Source organism: Paenibacillus graminis, from assembly GCF_000758705.1.
In the GTDB taxonomy this organism is placed as follows: Bacteria; Bacillota; Bacilli; order Paenibacillales; family Paenibacillaceae; genus Paenibacillus_AQ; species Paenibacillus_AQ graminis.
On the sequence record NZ_CP009287.1, the window covers coordinates 2,475,433 to 2,494,550 of the forward strand.

15 protein-coding genes and 1 pseudogene are annotated in these 19,118 nt (G+C 51.3%); 14 read left to right on the forward strand and 2 right to left on the reverse strand.

Features of this window, described 5'->3' with window-relative positions; translation table 11 throughout:
- Nucleotides 1-25 precede the first annotated feature (25 nt).
- From PGRAT_RS09965 to PGRAT_RS31155, 12 genes and pseudogenes are all read left to right on the forward strand, one after another.
- Complete coding sequence (locus PGRAT_RS09965; protein ID WP_025706700.1) at nt 26-607, forward strand: TetR/AcrR family transcriptional regulator; 582 nt, start codon at nt 26-28, stop codon at nt 605-607.
- A gap of 20 nt (nt 608-627) precedes the next feature.
- Nucleotides 628-1,050, forward strand: a complete 423-nt coding sequence (locus tag PGRAT_RS09970) for a GNAT family N-acetyltransferase (protein WP_025706699.1) — start codon at nt 628-630, stop codon at nt 1,048-1,050.
- 108 nt (nt 1,051-1,158) lie between these two features.
- Nucleotides 1,159-1,317: pseudogene (locus PGRAT_RS32295) on the forward strand (aldo/keto reductase); the annotation flags it as partial.
- 94 nt (nt 1,318-1,411) lie between these two features.
- Entirely contained in the window at nt 1,412-2,071 is a 660-nt protein-coding gene (locus PGRAT_RS09975; protein WP_042266491.1) for a class I SAM-dependent methyltransferase, read from the forward strand.
- Nucleotides 2,072-2,170: 99 nt separating this feature from the next.
- Nucleotides 2,171-3,199 carry a CapA family protein gene (locus tag PGRAT_RS09980; protein ID WP_025703336.1) on the forward strand — a complete coding sequence of 343 codons (1,029 nt, stop codon included), beginning with the start codon at nt 2,171-2,173 and terminating at the stop codon, nt 3,197-3,199.
- 486 nt (nt 3,200-3,685) lie between these two features.
- Nucleotides 3,686-5,422 (forward strand): sensor histidine kinase, encoded by a 1,737-nt coding sequence (locus PGRAT_RS09985; RefSeq protein WP_036702864.1) that lies wholly within the window; start codon nt 3,686-3,688, stop codon nt 5,420-5,422.
- 37 nt (nt 5,423-5,459) lie between these two features.
- Nucleotides 5,460-7,031, forward strand: a complete 1,572-nt coding sequence (locus PGRAT_RS09990) for a response regulator (protein WP_025703334.1) — start codon at nt 5,460-5,462, stop codon at nt 7,029-7,031.
- A gap of 186 nt (nt 7,032-7,217) precedes the next feature.
- On the forward strand, nt 7,218-8,144 hold the full coding sequence (locus tag PGRAT_RS09995) for an ABC transporter permease (protein ID WP_025703333.1): 927 nt from the start codon (nt 7,218-7,220) through the stop codon (nt 8,142-8,144).
- A 17-nt stretch (nt 8,145-8,161) separates the two neighbouring features.
- Complete coding sequence (locus tag PGRAT_RS10000; RefSeq protein WP_025703332.1) at nt 8,162-9,088, forward strand: carbohydrate ABC transporter permease; 927 nt, start codon at nt 8,162-8,164, stop codon at nt 9,086-9,088.
- A gap of 66 nt (nt 9,089-9,154) precedes the next feature.
- The gene (locus tag PGRAT_RS10005) at nt 9,155-10,741 is read left to right on the forward strand and encodes a DUF3502 domain-containing protein (protein ID WP_025703331.1); all 1,587 of its coding nucleotides are present in this window, start codon (nt 9,155-9,157) and stop codon (nt 10,739-10,741) included.
- Between the two features lie 359 nt (nt 10,742-11,100).
- Nucleotides 11,101-11,331: a beta-galactosidase gene (locus PGRAT_RS34295; protein ID WP_238326729.1), complete on the forward strand. Its 231-nt coding sequence runs from the start codon at nt 11,101-11,103 to the stop codon at nt 11,329-11,331.
- 32 nt (nt 11,332-11,363) lie between these two features.
- Nucleotides 11,364-13,469, forward strand: a complete 2,106-nt coding sequence (locus tag PGRAT_RS31155; RefSeq protein ID WP_244884085.1) for a beta-galactosidase — start codon at nt 11,364-11,366, stop codon at nt 13,467-13,469.
- 177 nt (nt 13,470-13,646) lie between these two features.
- On the opposite strand, the gene PGRAT_RS10015 is transcribed toward PGRAT_RS31155, so the two are convergent.
- Together PGRAT_RS10015 and PGRAT_RS10020 are read right to left on the reverse strand one after the other, a co-directional pair.
- Nucleotides 13,647-14,483, reverse strand: coding sequence for a carbohydrate ABC transporter permease (locus PGRAT_RS10015; protein ID WP_025704005.1), 837 nt, complete (start codon nt 14,481-14,483; stop codon nt 13,647-13,649).
- Entirely contained in the window at nt 14,483-15,373 is an 891-nt protein-coding gene (locus PGRAT_RS10020) for a carbohydrate ABC transporter permease (RefSeq protein WP_025704004.1), read from the reverse strand. Before PGRAT_RS10020 ends, PGRAT_RS10015 begins: the two co-directional genes overlap by 1 nt.
- Nucleotides 15,374-15,597: 224 nt before the next feature.
- Here PGRAT_RS10020 and PGRAT_RS10025 point away from each other — a divergent pair, with 224 nt between their 5' ends.
- Together PGRAT_RS10025 and PGRAT_RS10030 are read left to right on the forward strand one after the other, a co-directional pair.
- Nucleotides 15,598-17,427 (forward strand): cache domain-containing sensor histidine kinase, encoded by a 1,830-nt coding sequence (locus PGRAT_RS10025; protein WP_244884059.1) that lies wholly within the window; start codon nt 15,598-15,600, stop codon nt 17,425-17,427.
- Nucleotides 17,420-19,066 carry a response regulator transcription factor gene (locus tag PGRAT_RS10030; protein ID WP_025706410.1) on the forward strand — a complete coding sequence of 549 codons (1,647 nt, stop codon included), beginning with the start codon at nt 17,420-17,422 and terminating at the stop codon, nt 19,064-19,066. Before PGRAT_RS10025 ends, PGRAT_RS10030 begins: the two co-directional genes overlap by 8 nt.
- The last annotated feature ends 52 nt before the right edge of the window (nt 19,067-19,118 follow it).

Sequence of the window (19,118 nt, forward strand, 5' to 3'; positions counted from 1 at the left end):
CGGTCGTCAGGGAGGCGGTATAAGAATGACAGCTGGCGCTATTTTGCAAGCCGCATTGTTCCAATTTGCTGAAAAAGGCTTTGAGGGGGCATCATTGGCGGGGATTGCCCAGTCGGTAGGGATTAAAAAACAGTCCATCGCAACCTATTTTCCTAAAAAAGAGGATTTGTTTATCGCAGCATTTCAGGAAATGGCCCGGCATTATATTGAATTTCTTGACCGGTTGTACAGGGAAATCCTTGGCACCTCTGTAGAGGTTAGACTGCGTGAAATTGTATACAGGACCTATTTTTATAGGGTAGAGTACCCTGTTCTGACCGCCTTTTACAAAAGGAGTGTTCAATTCCCTGCGCCTTTCTTTCAGGAGATGCTGGAGCAGCAGATTTCAATGCTGGAGCAGCGTTCAGCGGCATTTTACCGGGCTATTTTTGAGGAAGGCATGAACTCCGGGGAGATTCGGCGGCAGCACACGGAAAGCCTGCTCTCAGCTTATTATTGTTTACAGGATGGAATTGCCATGCAGATGTTTTTTTACAGCCAGGAAGAATTCGGGCGCCGTCTGAAGGATATCTGGGAGATATTCTGGGCAGGCATTAAGCAGACATAACGAAGGGGAGGGATCGTACCATGCGGGTAGAGCGGGTTACCACCGAAGCAGGGCTGCAGGAGGCTTTCAGAATCAGACGGGAAGTGTTTGTGGAGGAACAGGGCGTGGCGCTGGCAGATGAATTTGATGATCACGAAAAGCACGCAGAGCATATATTGCTCTATCAGGAAGAGCTTCCTGTGGGAACGGCCAGACTTAGGAGTGTGGACGGGTGGGCTAAGCTTGAACGGATTTGCCTTAGCGCTCCTTACCGCAAAAGCGGACTGGGGTCCGTTATAATCGATACACTGGAAAAAATGGCGGTTGAACGGGGGCACCGGCAAGCCAAGCTGCATGGCCAGAAGCAGGCCGAGGGCTTTTATCAGAGGCTGGGGTATGTAACGAGTTCGCAGGTCTTTATGGAGGATGGCATTCCACACGTGCTTATGGTCAAGCAGCTATAGATGAAATTGCCTAAACTACTTTTCACTTCTTTCTATTATATATAGACTCCTCTAGAATAAATATGAAACGATAGCAACCGGCGGCAGAGCCGGATAGGAGAGGAGCAAGTACAAGACGAAATACCGCACAAAGCTATTGAAACCGCTTACGGATCGGGTATGGATTTTTTTGATACAGCCAATGTCTACGAAAAAGGAGCAGCCGAAAAGGTGCTGGGCGAAACCCTGTGCGGATATCCCCGCGAGTCTTATGTGCTGGCTACCAAAACTATACCGGGCAGGCCGGTGTAAGGTTTGGCATGAAACAGCGATTCCTGAATATACTCTCACTACCGAATTTCCTCTAAAAGGAGTCCTGGCCATGCCAACACATCCGTATGTTTCCCGTTTTTTTGTGAATGCCGATGCCCGCCGCGACAAGCTGATTTATGATTTGCCGGAATCCTGGTGGAGCCGGCCTTATGAATACGAATGGTGCACGAATTTTGTTTCGCCCCATGATGTGGTGCTGGATGCGGCCTGCGGGATCTCCCATCCGCTCAAGTTCTACCTTGCCGGCTACAGCGCGGAGGTTCATGCCTGCGATATCGATGCGCGGATACTGTCCCGGGATGCCATTATGCAGGACATTGCCAGCGACATCGGCGAGGAAGCCGCTCGGCTGGTGGAAGCCAGACGGACCACCCGCCTGCATCTGGCGCAGGCTAATCTGACCGCATTGCCTTATGAGAATGAAAGCTTTGATACTATATTCTGCATCTCGGTTCTGGAGCATTTATCACTGGAGGATTCTGTACGAGCCGTAAGGGAGTTTCACCGCACACTGAATGGAGAAGGACTGCTTGTACTGACTTTTGATTACCCTACGGTTAATCTTCTGCGGATGAATGAAGTGCTGCTGCAGGCCGGATTTGAGTATTGGGGCGAGACAGATTTTAAGCTTCCCGCGGATGCTGTACGGACGGAGCAGTGGGGCGGACTCAACTGTTTCCGGGCCGTGCTTAAAAAGGCGCGAATCTAGCAGAAATCAGAATCCTGGCAGAATACCAACCCTTAATTTGGATTTTCCCCTCTATTATAGTAGAATAATTGGCAGATTAAGAGAGAGGGGTCCAAGATTTTGCGCAGATTTGCAGTCATAACTTTAGTATTGTTTTTGCTGATTCCCGGGCAGGCAGCTTTCAGTCAGGGGGCTTCCCCGCAGGAGAAGATTAACCTTGTTTTTGCCGGAGATATTTTGCTGGATGGATTTGTCGGCGATCAGATCGCCAATTATGGCGTCAATTTTCCTTTTGCGAAGGTAGCACCTGTCCTTAAAAAAGCAGATATAGCTTTTGCCAACCTGGAGACACCCGTATCGGTTAGAGGGAAGGCGGCAGAGAAGAGCTTTGCTTTCCGTTCCAAACCGGCGGCACTGGCGGGGCTGAATTATGCCGGGATCGATGGCGTGACCGTGGCCAATAATCATATTCTTGATTTTGGACAGGATGCTATGCTGGATACGCTGGTTCATCTCGACAAGTACAAGATTGGACACACTGGAGCAGGGAAGAACAGCAATGAAGCTTTCAAACCCTACATCCAGACGGTAAAAGACAAAAAAATTGCCATACTGGGGGTAAGCCGCGTGCTCTCCAGCCCGTCCTGGTATGCAGGGAAAAACAATCCGGGTGCAGCTTCGGCCTATACGCCTGAGCCTATGCTGGGAGCCATCAAGAAATCGGCCAAAGAAAATGATTATACCATCGTGTACATCCACTGGAACAATGAGTTTAAGGATTACCCTGAGCCATACGCCCGCAGTCTGGCGAAGCAGATGATTGACAGTGGTGCGGATATTATTATCGGTGCCCACAGCCATTGCCTGATGGGAATTGAGTACTACAAGCATAAGCCAATCTATTATTCACTGGGTAATTTTGTGTTCAACCGATCAACACGCGGCGGCGACAAGACTGTTCATTCTATGCTGGTTAACTTTGAGATCAGCAAGAATAGCGTAAAGGGCCGGATTACGCCGGTCAAAATTACCGGCGGTCAGCCGGGCTTTATGGGCAAGGGCTACAATAAAGATACCATTAGCCGGATGAACCAGCTCTCCTTCAATGCCCGGATTGCAGCGGACGGAGAAGTTAGCGAGAAGCAGTGAACGGCCTCCTTTGAACTGAAGCACTGAGCGGAACACCAACGAACCGAATAGAACGTCTAAGCCCCGGCCTGAGCGATTAGCTGACTATCGCTTGGGCTTTTTTGCTGTACAGGAAATGAAAGGTGAAAGTGGTTTTAATTTGGCGCAGTCAGGCAACGTGGCTCCCTCACCTTCAGATTGTGCTATTCCATCTTAGCATTGTGCTAACCATGCTCTAATCATCTATTTTACAATGTGAATATAGCCAGTAAGGAGGCGTTGCAGGGTGAGTATGGCAGCAGGAAGAAGCAGAAGCCGGTTTGCTGCGAATTGGAGTTTTTATAAAGGGGATATCCGCATTCCGCATGCGGTCAAAGCCGGCCTGGCTCTGAGGGGAAGCCGATTGAGGTGCGGGTGTGGCGCTTTTGCCGCCGCCTATTTATTTCTTCACAGGAGAACGTTAATATAGACATACCCAAATCCATTCAGAAGGATGTTCAACAAGTGATGCCCAAGCTGAAGAAATATATGCCTTTCACCTACAAAATGATGATTCCCTATCTGCTGCTGGTGCTCCTGACCGATGTAATCATCGGCTATATCTCTTATTCCATGCTGACCGATTCGCGGACGGAGATGGCCGAGTCGAACATCCGGACGGGAATGGGGCAGGCCAGGAACAATATCCGCTACCAAATGGATGAAATTCAGCGGATGTCGGATAATTTGTTTAGCAGCCAGCCTTTTCAGCGCGCCCTTGAGCTGAAGGGGACGCCGTTTGAAATATATCTGGCCATGCTGGATGAGATCGTTCCCCAGATTACCGCGCCGCTGCAGCTGTTCGGGAACAAGATCCGCTTCATGCTCTATACGCCGAACAGTGACCTCAACATTGTATCCGGAGACAATCTGGATGAGCCGATCCACGACAGCGACTATTACATTCTGCCGCTTGCGGATATTGCGGGCAGCGAGTGGTATCATTCCCTTAAGGATTCGAAACGGGACAACCTGTGGCTGCAGATTGATACAGACCAGAAGCTGGATAACCTTTCGCATGTCCGCAGACTGGTCAACTTCAGCGATTACAAAACCGTGATTGGCTATGTGCGTATTACGGTATCCCTTGAGGATCTGTTCGGCGGATTTGACACCTTTCCTCTTGAAGAGGGAATAACGCTCCGGCTTGTCGAAGAGACTACGGGCAATATTCTGTTTCAGCGCGGCAGGGTGAATGATGCTGCTGCAGACGGTGATTTTCTCAGTCTTCATGAGAAGATCCCCGGCAGCAGCTTTGTCATCGAATCGTTGGTGCCCTATACCTATCTGACAAAGGACGCCGGCAGGCTGCGCCGTGTGATTGTTGCGGTATGTGCGCTCAGCTTCCTGGTAATGACGGTTATCGGTTTTGTCGTAGCACGGTTGTCCGGGCGCAAAATGAGCCGGATCGTGGGGCTGGTGCGTTCCTTCCAGGAGGGGAATTTTCAGAAGCGCATCCGTTTCTCCGGCAATGATGAATTCGTGCAGATTGCGGATTCGTTCAATGTGATGGCAACCCATATCCAGGAGCTGATCAACAGCGTGTATGTGCAGGGCATCCAGAAAAAGCAGGCGGAGCTGGAAGCGCTGCAGGCGCAGATTAATCCGCACTTTCTGTATAATACACTTTCAACGATAAGCAGCCTGGCCAATCTAGGGGAGATCGAGAAGGTCACCGGCATGGTGCAGGGACTTTCACGTTTCTACCGGTTGACCCTGAATCAGGGCAACGTCTACATTGAGCTTGAAAAGGAGCTGGAGCAGGTCGCCACATACCTTGAAATCCAGCGGGTGAAATATGCCGATGCGTTCACGGTATATGTGGATGTGGAGCAGGAAATTCTCCACATGCAGGTCATCAAGCTGGTTCTTCAGCCTTTTGTGGAAAATGTGTTCAAGCATGCCTGGTTTGGCGAGACCATTGCCATCCGTCTGACCGGCAGGCAGGTGGGCAACAATATTGAGCTGAAGATCATCGACAACGGAATCGGCATGCGGCCTGAGGACATGAAGCGAATGATGCAAGGACCAAGCCAGGCCGGGGGTTATGGAGTGAAGAATGTGAACGAGCGGATTAAGCTCAGATACGGGGACGACTACGGAGTAACTATTGCGAGCTTTTTTGGGGCAGGCACAACCGTGCAGCTCCTGCTCCCCGCCGGGATGAAGGACAACGAAGAAATGGATGAAGGGTTTGCCCCGTAATCTGCAACCCGCAAGGACACAGGAGGAACATTACGATATGAGCATCAATGTATTGCTGGTAGACGATGAAGCAGTGGATCTGGAGTGGATGCGCCGAAGAGTGCTGGCCAGCGGACTAAATATTGCTGTAGTGGGCACGGCGAGCAGCGGGTTTGGTGCGCTGAAAATTATGGAGGAAGCGCAGGTTGATCTTATATTATCCGACATCCGGATGCCGATCATGACCGGAACCGAATTTGCGCGCAGGGCGAAGGTGCTGAGTCCGAAGACCAAAATTGTGTTTATCAGCGGCCATGAGGATTTCAGCTACGCCAAGGAGGCGATTGAGATCAATGCCTCCGGCTATTTGCTGAAGCCCGTTCAGGATAAGGACTTATATGAAATGCTGGGCTCACTCTGCGCCCAAATGGAGCAGGACAGAGAGCAGGACCGCTCCTTCAGCGAAGCTCTGTCCCTGGTGAACAAGGAGCTCCTGCTCCGCTGGCTCGATGAAGCATCTCCGGATTCAGCGGAGCCGCATCTGCACAGCGTCCTGACCCCCCTGCTGCAGAACGGCGCGGCGGTAGCGATCGTGGAGATCGATGATCTGGAGTGGAAAATGCGCAATTTGTCCGGGGAAGACACCCGCAATATCACGCGGCAGATTGCCGGTGTGATTAAAGCCTTTGTCGAGGATGCCAAGCTGGGCACCTGGATTGCAGTTCACCATACCCGGTTTGTGATCCTGTCTCCCCTTCCGCAGGACAGCTTTCTGAGTCTGCTGGAGGAGCTGATCCGCAAGGTGGCGGATTCTTCTCCCTGCACGGTGACCATAGGTGTCGGAAGGTACGCAGCTGAAGAGTCAGGACTGCACGAGTCCTACCGGCAGGCACAGGCTGCGCTCAGCGCCAAATGGCTGCTCGGCAAGAACCGCCTGATCCGGGATACTACACAGTCGTCACCACGGGGCACACCCGGGGCGCAGATTGAACTAACGGTAGAGCGGCTGCTTGAGGCTATCATCCAGTATGATCTTGTATCGATCGACGACCATCTGCTGGAGCTGTTCACGAAGGATCTCCCGTCCGGGGGAAGAAAAGAGGTCTATGAGCTAATCATCCGCATTACCTCCAAGCTCCATGCGGATCTTCAGCAGCAGAACGAGAATCTGTATGAGCTGCTCCAATGGGAATCCCATCAGCCGGATATCCTGTTCCAGTTCGAGACGATCCATGACATCCTCTCCTGGCTGCGGCGCAGATTCTTTGAGCTTTCGGAGCTGCTCTATGTGAAGCGGCAGCGGCAGAAGCGCAAGCTGATCGATGAAATCATGCGTTATGTGGAGGAGCATCTGGAGCAGAAGATTACATTAAAAGAGGTGGCCGCCCACTTCGACTTCACACCGAATTATCTGGGCTATCTGTTCAAGGAAGAATACGGGCTGCCTTTCAGTGAATATGTGAATGAGCGCAAGACCAGCCGGGTATCGGAGCTGCTGAGGGACCCCACCCTCAAAATCTATGAGATTGCCGAGCGCATGGGCTACAAGAACATTATCTATTTCAACCGGCAGTTCAAGCAGAATACAGGCATGACCCCGGGAGAATACCGTAAAAAACACAAAATATAGCCAATCCAAACGTTGTCGGGCCGGTTTCCAGGCTGCAGGCAACGTTTTTTGCATTCCGGGGAAGCATATGTTTTAATCGATCGTTGAAAAAGTATTAGTTTTAGTTGATGGGCTGAATCCTCACCAAGGAAGCGCTTCTCTATAATAAAAACATAGAGAAATAGTGAGATGGAAAGGGGATTCGAGATGAAACAGAAACAACACGGATTCTGGGATGATGTTAAGAAGTATAGAACCCTGCTTTTTATGCTGACACCGGCAGTATTGTTTTTCCTGGTGTTTGCATACGTGCCGATGGCGGGAATTGTGCTGGCGTTTAAGCAATACAACTACACCGACGGTATTATTCACAGCCCATGGAACGGACTGGACAACTTTAGATTTTTCTTTGGTTCCGGTGACGCCTGGCGCGTAACCCGAAACACGGCGCTGTACAACATTGCTTTTATTATTGTGAACAACGTGCTTCAGATCTTTGCCGGCATTTTGCTGTTCGAGGTTGCCGGCAAATGGTTCCGGAAAATTACGCAAACGATACTGTTCCTGCCTTACTTTATTTCCTGGGTAGTGGTTGGGGCCATTGCCTATAACCTGTTCAACTTCGATGTGGGTACCGTCAATGTATTGCTGAAGGGGCTGGGCATGCAGCCGGTCGACATTTACAATACTTCAGCCTACTGGCCGGTTATTCTCGTGGTGGTGTCCGCCTGGAAGGCGCTGGGCTACGGAACGATCATGTATCTGGCGGCAATCACCAGCATTGATACCGAAATGTATGAAGCAGCCGAAATTGACGGTGCGAATATTTTCCAGCGCATTATGAAGATTACCGTTCCGAACCTGATCCCTACAGTGATCATTCTGGTTCTGCTGGCCATCGGCAACATCTTCCGCGGCGATTTCGGGATGTTCTACAATATGGTCGGCAACAACGGCCTGCTGTTCTCGTCCACCGACGTTATTGATACCTTTGTATTCCGGTCCCTCACAACCTCGAATGAGATCGGGATGTCCGCTGCGGCAGGCTTCTATCAATCACTGCTGGGCTTTGTAACAATCATGCTGGCCAACTACGCTGTACGCAAATACGATAAAGACCGTGCGCTGTTCTAGGAAAAGGAGGTAATGCCATGAGTACAACTACTGCAAAAATCCAAACCACAAAGGTGCGCAAGCGGGTTAACAAGGACCGTCTGACCCTGTCAATCATCGGATACGTGACCCTTATAGTGCTCGCTATATTCTGCATCGTACCCTTCCTGCTGGTGGTGTCCGCCTCACTAAGCGAGGAGAGCTCCATCATCGAGAAAGGCTTCCAGCTGATCCCGTCTACCTTTTCCACAGAAGCCTACGGCTTGTTGTTCAAGTATCCGGCTGATATGCTCAGAGCTTACGGTGTAACGATCACCGTTACCCTAATCGGCACCGTGCTTGGATTGTTCCTGACTTCCATGACGGCTTACGTGCTGTCCCGGAGAGACTTTAAATGGCGCGGACGTTTCTCGTTTTTCTTCTTCTTCACTACGCTGTTCAGCGGTGGTCTGGTACCTTCTTATCTGTTGATTATAAACTTCCTGCATCTCAAAGATACACTGCTTGTGCTGATTCTGCCCATGCTGATGAACGTGTTCTACATTATCGTCATGAAGTCGTTCATGAGCAGCATCCCGGATGCAATCACAGAATCCGCCAAGATTGACGGAGCAGGCGATTTCCGGATCTTTTTGCAGCTGATTGTGCCTTTGTCCAAGCCTGCACTGGCTACGATCGGCCTGTTCATAGCCTTGGCTTACTGGAACGACTGGTATAACGCGCTGCTCTATATTTCCAAGTCCGAATTGATGCCGCTTCAATACTATTTATATAAAATGCTTGGTAATATGGATGGTATGCGCAAGGCGATGATGGCCTCGGGTGCAGTGGTGAATACCGATCTGCCTACCGAAAGCCTGAAGATGGCCATGACCATCGTGGCTACAGGACCTATCCTGCTGGCTTATCCGTTTATTCAAAAGTATTTTGTGCAAGGTCTCACGATAGGCGCTGTCAAAGGATAAATCCGGGGAAACCCGGTTATCAATATATCACCCAACCAACTTTTCGATTAGGGGGAAACAAAGGTCATGACTAACAAGAAAAAGAAACTCACAGTTACGCTGGCAACGATGATGACACTGGGGACAATCCTCAGTGCATGCGGTGGCGGAAACAACAACAATACAGCTACAGAAGCAACGAACGCCGGAGCAACCGCGGCAACAGAAGGAGCAGCCACGAATTCCGGGGCTCCTGACACCTCCAAAGAGGTCAAGCTCAAAATGCTGCTGATCGGCGGCCAGCCGGGCGATTACGACAAGGTATTCGGAGAGCTCAACACCAAATTAAAAGAAAAAATCAATGCCACCGTGGAAACGGAATTTCTTGACTGGTCGGACTGGACCCAGAAGTATCCGCTGAAATTTGCCGCCAATGAGGATTTTGACCTCGTGTACACAGCTAACTGGGCTTTTTATAACGATCAGGCACTGAAAGGCGGATTTTTGGAGCTGACCGATGATATGCTGCAAAAATACATGCCAAAAACCTGGGAAGCTATGCCTAAGGTGAACTGGGAGCAAGCGAAAGTGGACGGCAAGCTCTACATGGTCCCTAACAACAATGTTGAGGTTACCGACAAGGTAGTGCTGTACCGCGAGGATCTGCGCAAAAAGTATAATCTTCCAGAAATCAACAGTCCTGAAACCTATGCCAATTACTTGAAAACGGTTGCTAAAGAAGAAAAAGGCCTTACCGCTTACGGGGCCAAACCTGCCGACGGCTGGAAATGGCATGAGCTTGATCAAACCTTGCTGGAGCAGAACAACGACTTCAACCTGGTGGATGCCAACCTGCTGCCGCTGGCTTACAAGCTAGATGATGCTTCAGGCAAAATATTCAACATCTATGACACTCCTGAGTTCACATCGCTGCTGAAATATTATAAGGATCTGGCCGACAATGGCGCCTGGTCCAAAAACGTAGTCAGCAACAAAAATGATGTATGGCAGGATATCAAAGCCGAGAAGGTGTCCTCTTATGCCCATAACCTGGGTACGGTAGCGGCTAACCTTGCCGAAATGCGCCGCGACAAACCGGATGTGGAGCTGGGGATTGCCGACCTCACACCGGATCACAAAAAAATCGCCGCGATCGCGACACAAAACGGGATGTCCATTCATGCAACTTCAAAGAACGCTGAACGTTCCCTGATGTTGATTGATCTGCTGCAGAACGATAAGGAAATTCACGATCTGACCATGTACGGCATTGCCGGAACCAACTATAACCCTGAGGGGGACGACAAGTACACTGCCGGTCCTGCGGCGGCTAATTACACGGGTTTCTCGAACTGGGGCTGGAATTCCCCGCTGAACCGCCAGGATGCGGCTTATCCGAAGGAAGCAGACGATATGTTCAACAGCTGGCAGGCCAGCATCTACCATTTCCCGCTGGAAACCTTTGTTTTCGACTCCGCCAAAGTGAAGAATGAAGTGGCTAATATCGGAAACGTAATGCTGCGTTATGCTATCCCGCTGGAATACGGATTGATCGATGATATTGGGAAAGGCCAGGCTGACCTGATCAAGCAGCTGAAAGCAGCCGGCATTGACAAAGTCCAGACTGAAATGCAAGCCCAAATCGATGCCTTCCTGGCAGCACAAAAAAAATAGCTGAAAAGAGAGAAGCTTCTGTAACGGCTTCCGGGCTGCTCCAAAGCATAAGCTTTGGGGCTGCTTTTTTACTGTAGAGGAAATTAGCCCTTGCGAAGACGCAGGCGAGCAATGCTAAGTGGAAAAAGGGAGCTTAATTGGATCATATTACTCCGGTAAGAGCGAAATGGGCTGAATTAGTTAACCTTTTTCCACTTAGCCTGCGGAGAACAGAGTGCTGGGGCAAATTAGTTAACCTTTTTCCACTTAGAATCGCCGAAGGATGGATAAAGGGTTCTCCAGGCGTAGCAAAACTATAAATCTATTCAGTCAAGGATGGCATAGCTGTTTTGTTCCTGTAAATCAAGGAGGAATTAATTATGACATACATTGTTCATGCGGGCATTGCCCCAAAAGATATCTATCCGGCATCCCTGAAGCTGGGCGGAACCAATCCGCAGGGAGACCGGATCAGCTTCACCAATTACTATATGGAGCTGAACGGCAAGCCGTATTTTGCCGTCTGCGGGGAATTCCACTATTCCCGTTACCCGGAAGACTGCTGGGAAACCGAAATCCGCAAGATAAGATATCCGGGATCAATATTGTAGCCACTTATATTTTCTGGAATCATCATGAGGAAATCGAAGGGGAATTTGAATGGCAGGGTAACCGCAATCTGCGGAGATTCGTAGATGTGTGCGCACGGAATGGGATGTATGTCATCCTGCGCGTGGGTCCCTTCTGCCACGGTGAGGTCCGCAACGGCGGACTGCCGGACTGGCTGTTCGGGCGTACTTTCGATGTGCGTTCCAATGACGAAGGTTACCTGCGGTATGTCCGCCGGCTGTTCCGCGAGATTGGAGCGCAGACAGCGGGACAGATGTTCAAGGATGGAGGCCCCGTGATCGGCATTCAGCTGGAGAACGAATTCAATGCCGCTGCTGCTCTGTGGGAACTGACTGCGAAGCAAGGGGACGAGTACCTGGGCGGCGGAACCGGGGGCGAGGCAGGGACCGAGCATATGCGTCTGCTTAAGCAGTATGCTGTAGAGGCTGGAATGGTTGCCCCCATATACACCAGTACTGGCTGGGGTGCTGCGCCACTTTTGGAAGATGAGGTGCTTCCGCTGTACGGCGGATACGCCTATACGCCTTGGAGCATCAGCGAGCAGAATCCTGACCAGAAGCCGACCCCGGAATATGTATTCGTGAATTATCACAATGAAACGGCCCAAAGCGGCGAATTTAATCCCCCATATGCCAAAACCAAATATCCCTTTGCCTGCTGTGAGATGGGCGGAGGCATGCAGACCTGGTATCTGTCGCGGTTCCAGGTTGAGCCGGAGAGCGTGATGGCGATGAGCCTGATGAAGATTGCGGGCGGGTGCAATTTTGTCGGCTACTATATGTTCCATGGCGGTACGAATCCAGTGGGGAAAACAGGCTATCTGAATGAGAGCACCACGCCCAGAATTACCTACGATTTTCAGGCTCCTCTCGGTGAATTTGGCCAGATCCGTGATTCGGCCCACCTGCTGCGGCCGCTGCATTATTTCCTCCGCCGGTTCGGGGAGCGGCTGGCGCCGATGGCAACAGTCCTGCCGCAAGGCGCGGAGGCCATCACTCCTGAAGATGCCCATACGCTGCGGTATGCGGTCCGCACAGACGGCAGCGCGGGGTTCCTGTTCGTCAATAACTACCAGGACCACGTAGAGATGGATAGGCATGAGGATGTCCGGTTTGCCGTCCGGCTGGCTGAGGAAACGATTGAATTCCCAACAAAAAGCGGACTTACCGTCCACAGAAATGCCTCGTTCATTCTGCCATTCAATTTTGCGCTGGACGGGCTGAACCTGCGCTATGCTACGGCCCAGCCGGTGACACGGGTGGAGTCTGCGGAGGCGGCCACCTACTTCTTCTCCATGCCGAAGGGTGTGGACGGGGAGTTTCGGATTGATGCCCATGAGGGCATTGCCAGAGTGTCCGCAGACGCCGGAACGGTGGAGAGGGATACCGGGAACCATTACACGGTTCTGATCCCGCATGACCGCTCGGGAATGATCCGGATCACACAGAAAGGAGCGCGGGAAATCCGCATTTATGCTATGAATGCCCAAGAAGCCTCCATGCTGTGGGAGATGGACGATGAAGGGCTGCCGCGGATGATGTTCTCGGAAATTCCGCCTGTACAGACCGGGGAAGGCATCGAATTCTTCAGCAGCGGCCAGAGCAGCTTCTCTTTCCGGGAATATGCCGGAGGTCCGGCAGCTCCGGCCAAGTGGAGAACCGCGCATACGGCATGCTCCATTGCGCAGCACCGGGGCGGATGGTTCCACAGCTATGACCTGGAGCTTCCCGCGAAGGAGGTCCGGCTGGAGACACGGAAGATCCACGACCACAAACTGGCGCTTAAGTTTGCTTCAAGGATGCTGGAAGGTGTGGAAGAGGTACTGCTGAGCATCGATTACACAGGAAATGTAGGGTATGCGTTTGCCGGAGGCCGGCTCTTCCATGATCATTTCCATAACGGCGCGCCATGGGAGATCGGCTTGTCCCGCTTCCGGGATACGCTGCTGAGCGGGGAGATTATCCTCGAGACCACACCGCTGCGCCGGGGTGTAATGACCGTAACCGCAGATGCAGCCATGGCGGTCGAGAAGCAGTTTACCGGAGAAGCGGCGGCTGTGTTCCACAGCGTTACAGCGGTTCCGGTGTACCGGGTGGCGTTGATCCGGCAGGCGGACTGATAGAGGATGCTTAAGTCATCTGAGTCCGCATCACCGCGGCAAAACGGCCTGAGGAGTTGAAGGATGAAGCTGAGGAACGATTGGCGGCTGAAGTGTAGCCCTATCGAATCCCAAAAAGCACGGTCCAAGCAGAAAACTGCTCCGGCCGTGCTTTTTTCTGAAATATAAGACCTTAGATCAGCCTTTCACCGCTCCGGCCACTACGCCTTTGACGATATACTTCTGCAGGAAGATGAACACGATAATGGAAGGCAGTACGGCCATTACCATTGCGGTCATCGCATACTGCCAGTCGGAGGTGTATTGCCCGACGAAAGTATAGGCAGCCAAAGTCAGCGTTTTGGTATCCGGTGATCCGTTGACCATTAAGAGCGGGAGCAGGAAGTCGTTCCAGATCCACATGACGTCGATGATGACAATGGTCGTCGTGACCGATTTCAGCAGCGGGAAAATAACACTGAAGAACAGCCGGAAGCTTGAAGCCCCGTCGATTGTGGCGCTCTCGTCGATCTCTGTCGGGATGCCTTTTACAAATCCATGATAGATGAACACAGCCAGCGGTGCGCCGAATCCCCAATACAGCAGCCCCAGTCCCCAGGTGCTCTCGGAGAGGTTCAAGTTCTTGGCCGTTTGCAGCACGGTCAGCATGATCGATTGGAACGGAATCAGCATCGGCATAATGCACAGGAAGTAGATGATTCCGCTTAGTCTGGATTTGGTCCGAGCCAGCTTATAGGCGGCAATGGACGAGATGAACACGATGCCCAGCAGTCCAAGGCCGGTAATGATGAAGTTGTTCAGGAACAATCTCGGATAGTTGATGAATTTCCACACATACGAGTAGTTGCTGAGCGCCAGATGTTTTGGCAGAGCGATGACATCCGTCATGACCTCGCTGAAGCTTTTTAACGAGTTGATGATCGTCAGGAACAGCGGATAGAGAAACAGAAGAGAGAGGATAACCAGAACCACTTCGAGAATGATCCGGCCTGCTTTGTTGTTGTTTGTTTTCATTATGCCTCGACCTCTCTTCGTTTGAAGACTGTCAGCTGGATGATCGTTACGACCAGCACAGCCACGAACAGGATAAGCGCTTTCGCGGTTCCGTATCCGTATAGATTATTCTGGAAGGTATCCCGGTAGATATCATAAGCGATACTGTAGGTAGTTCCTCCGGGACCGCCGCCGGTCAGCGACAGAATCACGTCGAATACCTTGATCGAGTTGGTCAGTGCCATAAAGACCGAGATCGTAATGGATGGTGCAAGCAGCGGCAGCGTGATGCTGAAGAATCTTCTCATGGCTCCGGCACCGTCTACCGTGGCAGCTTCCTTAAGATCGTCAGGTACAGACTGCAGGCCCGCGATATAGATAACCAGGTAGAATCCGATTGACTGCCAGATGGAAACTCCCAGAATCGAGATGAATGCCAGCCCCGGCGTTCCCAGCCAGCTTAGTCCGAAGAACGACCAGCCTGTGCTTTCCCCGAGAGAGTTGAAGCCCTGCATGAAGATGAATTTCCAGATGAAGCCGACAATCACAAGGCTGAGAATGTAAGGGATGAAGAAGGCCGCTCTCAGCCAGGAGGTAGACTTCAGCTTCATATCGAGCAGGACGGCCAGCAGAATGGCCAGCACGTTGACGATTACAATGTAGAGCACCGCGTATTTGATCGTGAACCATGCGGAGCTGGAAAAGTTACTGTCTCCGGTAAAGATCTGCTGGAAATTATCCAGGCCGACGAATTTGGGATGTTTGGAGATTCCGTTCCACTTGGTCATGGAATACCGGATGGTCATGACAAAAGGAATGTAGAACGCAACAGCGATACAGATTAGAACGGGGAGTGTGAACAGCCCGAAATCTAATTTCTCGCGCCATCTTCTGCCGAGTGTTTTTAACATGGATGCACCTCTTTTGGATTTATAGGGTGGAATCTGGTACTGGCTTGCCACACATAACCATTCCGGTTAGTCTATATTGTGTATTATAGAGCAGGCCCCTATACTCAAAAATGGATTTAAGAGTACAGTTAGGGGTAAAAAGGTGAACTGAACATTTACGTGTAATTTTTTGCTATAAGGAGGCCGGCATCATCAAAAGAACCCTGTACAAGCTGTTTGAGCCTTTGCTGGAGCGGATTTCACGCCGTCTGGCGAACAAGCTGATTCTATTGTTCACGATCATTATTATTCTGGTCGTTGCCTCACTGACGTTCATTTCCTACGGGATGCTGCGCAAGGAATCGGTGAACAGCAGTATATCCAGCACACGCAGCAACCTGCTTTTGGTCGGCCGCAATCTGGAGAGTTATCTGGACGGGATCGCCCAGCTGTCGCTGCCGCAAATCTCGTATGACGAGTTCAATTACGCGATCCTGCATGAATCCGGGGACTATGCGTCCAAGATGTATGTGGAGGATTATTTGAAGAATCTCTATTATTCCCGCAAGGATCTGGAAGCGGTTTATCTGTATGTAATCAAGGAGCACAAATACTATTTTGTCACCAAGGAGAACTATAATATTACCGTCCGGGTGGCCGAGCATCCGCCGATTGAGAATTTACCGTGGTATAAGCGGGCATTGGCCAGTCCCTTCAGCCGCTCGTATCAATCCTTTGTGAAGGAGCGCACTCCTGAGGAGCGCCAAGGCGATTACCCTATCAATACCGGCAAAAGCTTCATGGGCTATCACCGGCTACTGCGTTCAATTGTGACCCGGGAGCCGCAGGCAGTACTGTCCCTATACTTTAATTCCAGTGTGACCGATGAGATTATGAAGGATATTCCCTTTAGTGACGGGGAGCATCTAATGTATATCAGTCCGGACAATGAGCCGTTTGCGGTCGATGACCGCGAATTTTACCGGAAGAGTGAAGAAGCGGGGCTGCTGGAGCAGCTGACCCCGGCCCAAGGCGGCCGCCTGACCTGGTCGGACAGTGAGCAGAAGTATCTGGTGATGTATGACATCAGCCAAAAAGAGGGCTGGAAACTTGTCAAGCCAATTCCCTACAAGCAGATTTATGAAGCGGCGACGACAACGCGCAAATGGAGCTATTCGGTCGGCCTGCTGTTCCTGATAGTGTCCGTGATTCTCGTCAGCTTCACCTCTAACCGAATTACCAGTCCCCTGAAGAATCTGTCGCTGCAGATGAAGCGCTTCAGTACCGGCAGCTTCGATGCCGAAGCCGCCGTAGAGGGCAATGACGAGATCGCCTACCTGTCCAGGCACTTCAACAAGATGGTAGAGAAGACGAACGAACTGATTAATGAACGGTACAAAATGAAGATTGTCGAGAAAAACGCTGTACTAAAAGCGCTGGAGGCGGAGATCAATCCGCATTTTCTCTATAATGCGCTGCAGGCGATTTCCACCAAAGCACTCAAAAACAACAATGATGATATTGTTGAGATGGTGGACAATCTGGCACTCACCCTGAGGTACTGCATCAGCGGGAGGGATGTGGTGCAGGCCCGGGAGGAGCTGAAGCATATCGAACGTTATCTGGCGCTGCAAAAAGCCCGCTTCGGCAGCCGTATGCAAGTGGAATACAACTGGAATGACAGTCTGCTGGAGCTGAGGATTCCCAAGCTGTCGATTCAGACCCTGGTGGAAAACTGCATCAAGCACGCGCTGGAGAAGGTGTCCAGTACGGTTACCATCCGGATTGAAGCTCATATTACGCCTGCACACAGCGTCATTTCCGTGCTGGATGACGGGCCGGGGATTACGGAGGAACGGCTTCAGCAGGTGCTCAGTTCACTTGAGATCCAGTGGGAGGACCGCGGCGGAGGGGAGGCGGAAGAAGGGGACAGCGAGAGCATTGGACTGAAGAATCTGAATACACGCCTGAAGCTTTTATACGGAGAAGAAGCGGGGCTTATGATAACCAGCAATGAGCATGGAACACAAATGGATATGCGGTTACCGCGGGGAGGGCTGGGACAACATGTATAAAGTACTGATCATTGACGATGAAGAGCCGCTGCGCGAGGCCATTAATATCTTAGGCGATTGGGAGGGCCTGGGCGTTGACCAGGTGCTGGAGGCGACAGACGGCAAGATGGGGCTGGAGATGCTCCGGAAGCATAAGATTGATCTGGCGCTGGTAGATATGAAGATGCCCGAGCTGAACGGAAGCCAGCTGCTGCAGATTGCGGAACGTGAATTTCCCGATCTGCTGCTGATTGTGATCAGCGGCTACAATGATTTTGAATATACCCGGCAGGCCATCCGCTCCAAGGTGGTGGATTATTTGCTGAAGCCGGTGAACCGGAGTGATCTTAACAGTGCGCTGCGCAAAGCAGTCGATGTGCTGGAGGCCAAACGCAAGCGGGAAAGCGAGTTCATCAACCGGAACATCACCCTGAACATGTCCCTTCCGAAGCTGAAGGAGAAGATGTACCTGTCGATTATTGAACGCAGCTTCAAGAATCAGTCCAATGAAGCATTCCTTCCGCTGATTGGTGCGGACAAGCCGGGGAACCATTTCGCGGTAGGCGTTCTGCGGATGCTTAATTTGGAGCAGGTTCGCCGGGACCGGTTTCATGAGGACCGGGACTTGCTGCATTTTGCCGTCACCAATGTGATCAACGAGAACAGCGACGGCCATTTTGAGTCGTTCAGCTTTGCCAGTCCGAGAAGCGAGCGGGAATTTATCGCTATTTTTACCTTGAAGGGCAGCTACGGGGAAGATGCGGCGTTTCTCTCGCTTCATCATATGAAGAAGACGGCCTCAACCCTGAAGGAGCTGTTCGGCATTCTTTGCGCGGGCGGTCTTGGACAACCGTACAGCGATGTTACGGAGATTGCGCAGTCCTACGAGCTGGCTACAGCCACATTGGACGGGATTGATCTGCTGAGCCTGAAGGGCAGCACGGTTTCGAACAGCGGATATACGAAATCCGCAGCCAAGGACAGCCCTACCCTGACAGGGCGGATGCCGCTGATCCGCAGCAGCCTGGAGAGCGGCAACGCAGGCCATGCCAAGAGCATTCTCAGTGATTTTACCCGCAAATGGAAATCCTCGGAGCATTTTAGCCTGGGTGAAGCAGACCGTACGATTCAGGAGTTTATTATTTTGCTGGGAGACATCGCTTTAGAGCTGGATGCGGTCCCGGAACGGCTGCGCCGCGGAAAAAGCAAAGGGCTGCGGGGGCTGGGCATCAGCAGTGATTTTGCCTCCTTTGGTGAGTTTGAGGCGGTGCTCAGCAGCATTCTGGATGTCTATGCGGGAGAAATCAGCAGATCGCTTGCCGGTGACCGGAGCAGTGTGCTGGAAAATATTAAAGCATACATTGATAACCATTATTTCGAGAATATTAAAATATCGATGTTCACGGATAAATATTTCCTGAGCAGAGAATACTTGATGAAGCTGTTCAAGGGCCAGTACGGGTATGGCATTCATGAGTATGTGCAAAAGGTTAGAATGGACAAGGCCAAGGAGCTGCTGTCGGACCCGGCCCTCAAAATCCAGGATATTTCCGAGAGGCTGGGATATAAGGACAAGAACTATTTCAGCAAGGCGTTCCGCAACTACTATGACTGTTCGCCTTCTGAATTTCGGCTGCTGCTGACAGAGGGAGGAAAGTGAAACGGTTACATCAGCCCACTTTTTTACCCTCAGAAGATCACTTATGTACATT

Bases quoted from the DNA above. Each gene is read 5' to 3' on its own strand.
- PGRAT_RS09965 (WP_025706700.1), top strand. From the start codon at position 26: ATGACAGCTGGCGCTATTTTGCAAGCCGCATTGTTCCAATTTGCTGAA.
- PGRAT_RS09970 (WP_025706699.1), top strand. From the start codon at position 628: ATGCGGGTAGAGCGGGTTACCACCGAAGCAGGGCTGCAGGAGGCTTTC.
- PGRAT_RS09975 (WP_042266491.1), top strand. From the start codon at position 1,412: ATGCCAACACATCCGTATGTTTCCCGTTTTTTTGTGAATGCCGATGCC.
- PGRAT_RS09985 (WP_036702864.1), top strand. From the start codon at position 3,686: ATGCCCAAGCTGAAGAAATATATGCCTTTCACCTACAAAATGATGATT.
- PGRAT_RS09990 (WP_025703334.1), top strand. From the start codon at position 5,460: ATGAGCATCAATGTATTGCTGGTAGACGATGAAGCAGTGGATCTGGAG.
- PGRAT_RS09995 (WP_025703333.1), top strand. From the start codon at position 7,218: ATGAAACAGAAACAACACGGATTCTGGGATGATGTTAAGAAGTATAGA.
- PGRAT_RS10000 (WP_025703332.1), top strand. From the start codon at position 8,162: ATGAGTACAACTACTGCAAAAATCCAAACCACAAAGGTGCGCAAGCGG.
- PGRAT_RS10005 (WP_025703331.1), top strand. From the start codon at position 9,155: ATGACTAACAAGAAAAAGAAACTCACAGTTACGCTGGCAACGATGATG.
- PGRAT_RS34295 (WP_238326729.1), top strand. From the start codon at position 11,101: ATGACATACATTGTTCATGCGGGCATTGCCCCAAAAGATATCTATCCG.
- PGRAT_RS10015 (WP_025704005.1), bottom strand. From the start codon at position 14,483: ATGAAAACAAACAACAACAAAGCAGGCCGGATCATTCTCGAAGTGGTT.
- PGRAT_RS10020 (WP_025704004.1), bottom strand. From the start codon at position 15,373: ATGTTAAAAACACTCGGCAGAAGATGGCGCGAGAAATTAGATTTCGGG.
- PGRAT_RS10030 (WP_025706410.1), top strand. From the start codon at position 17,420: ATGTATAAAGTACTGATCATTGACGATGAAGAGCCGCTGCGCGAGGCC.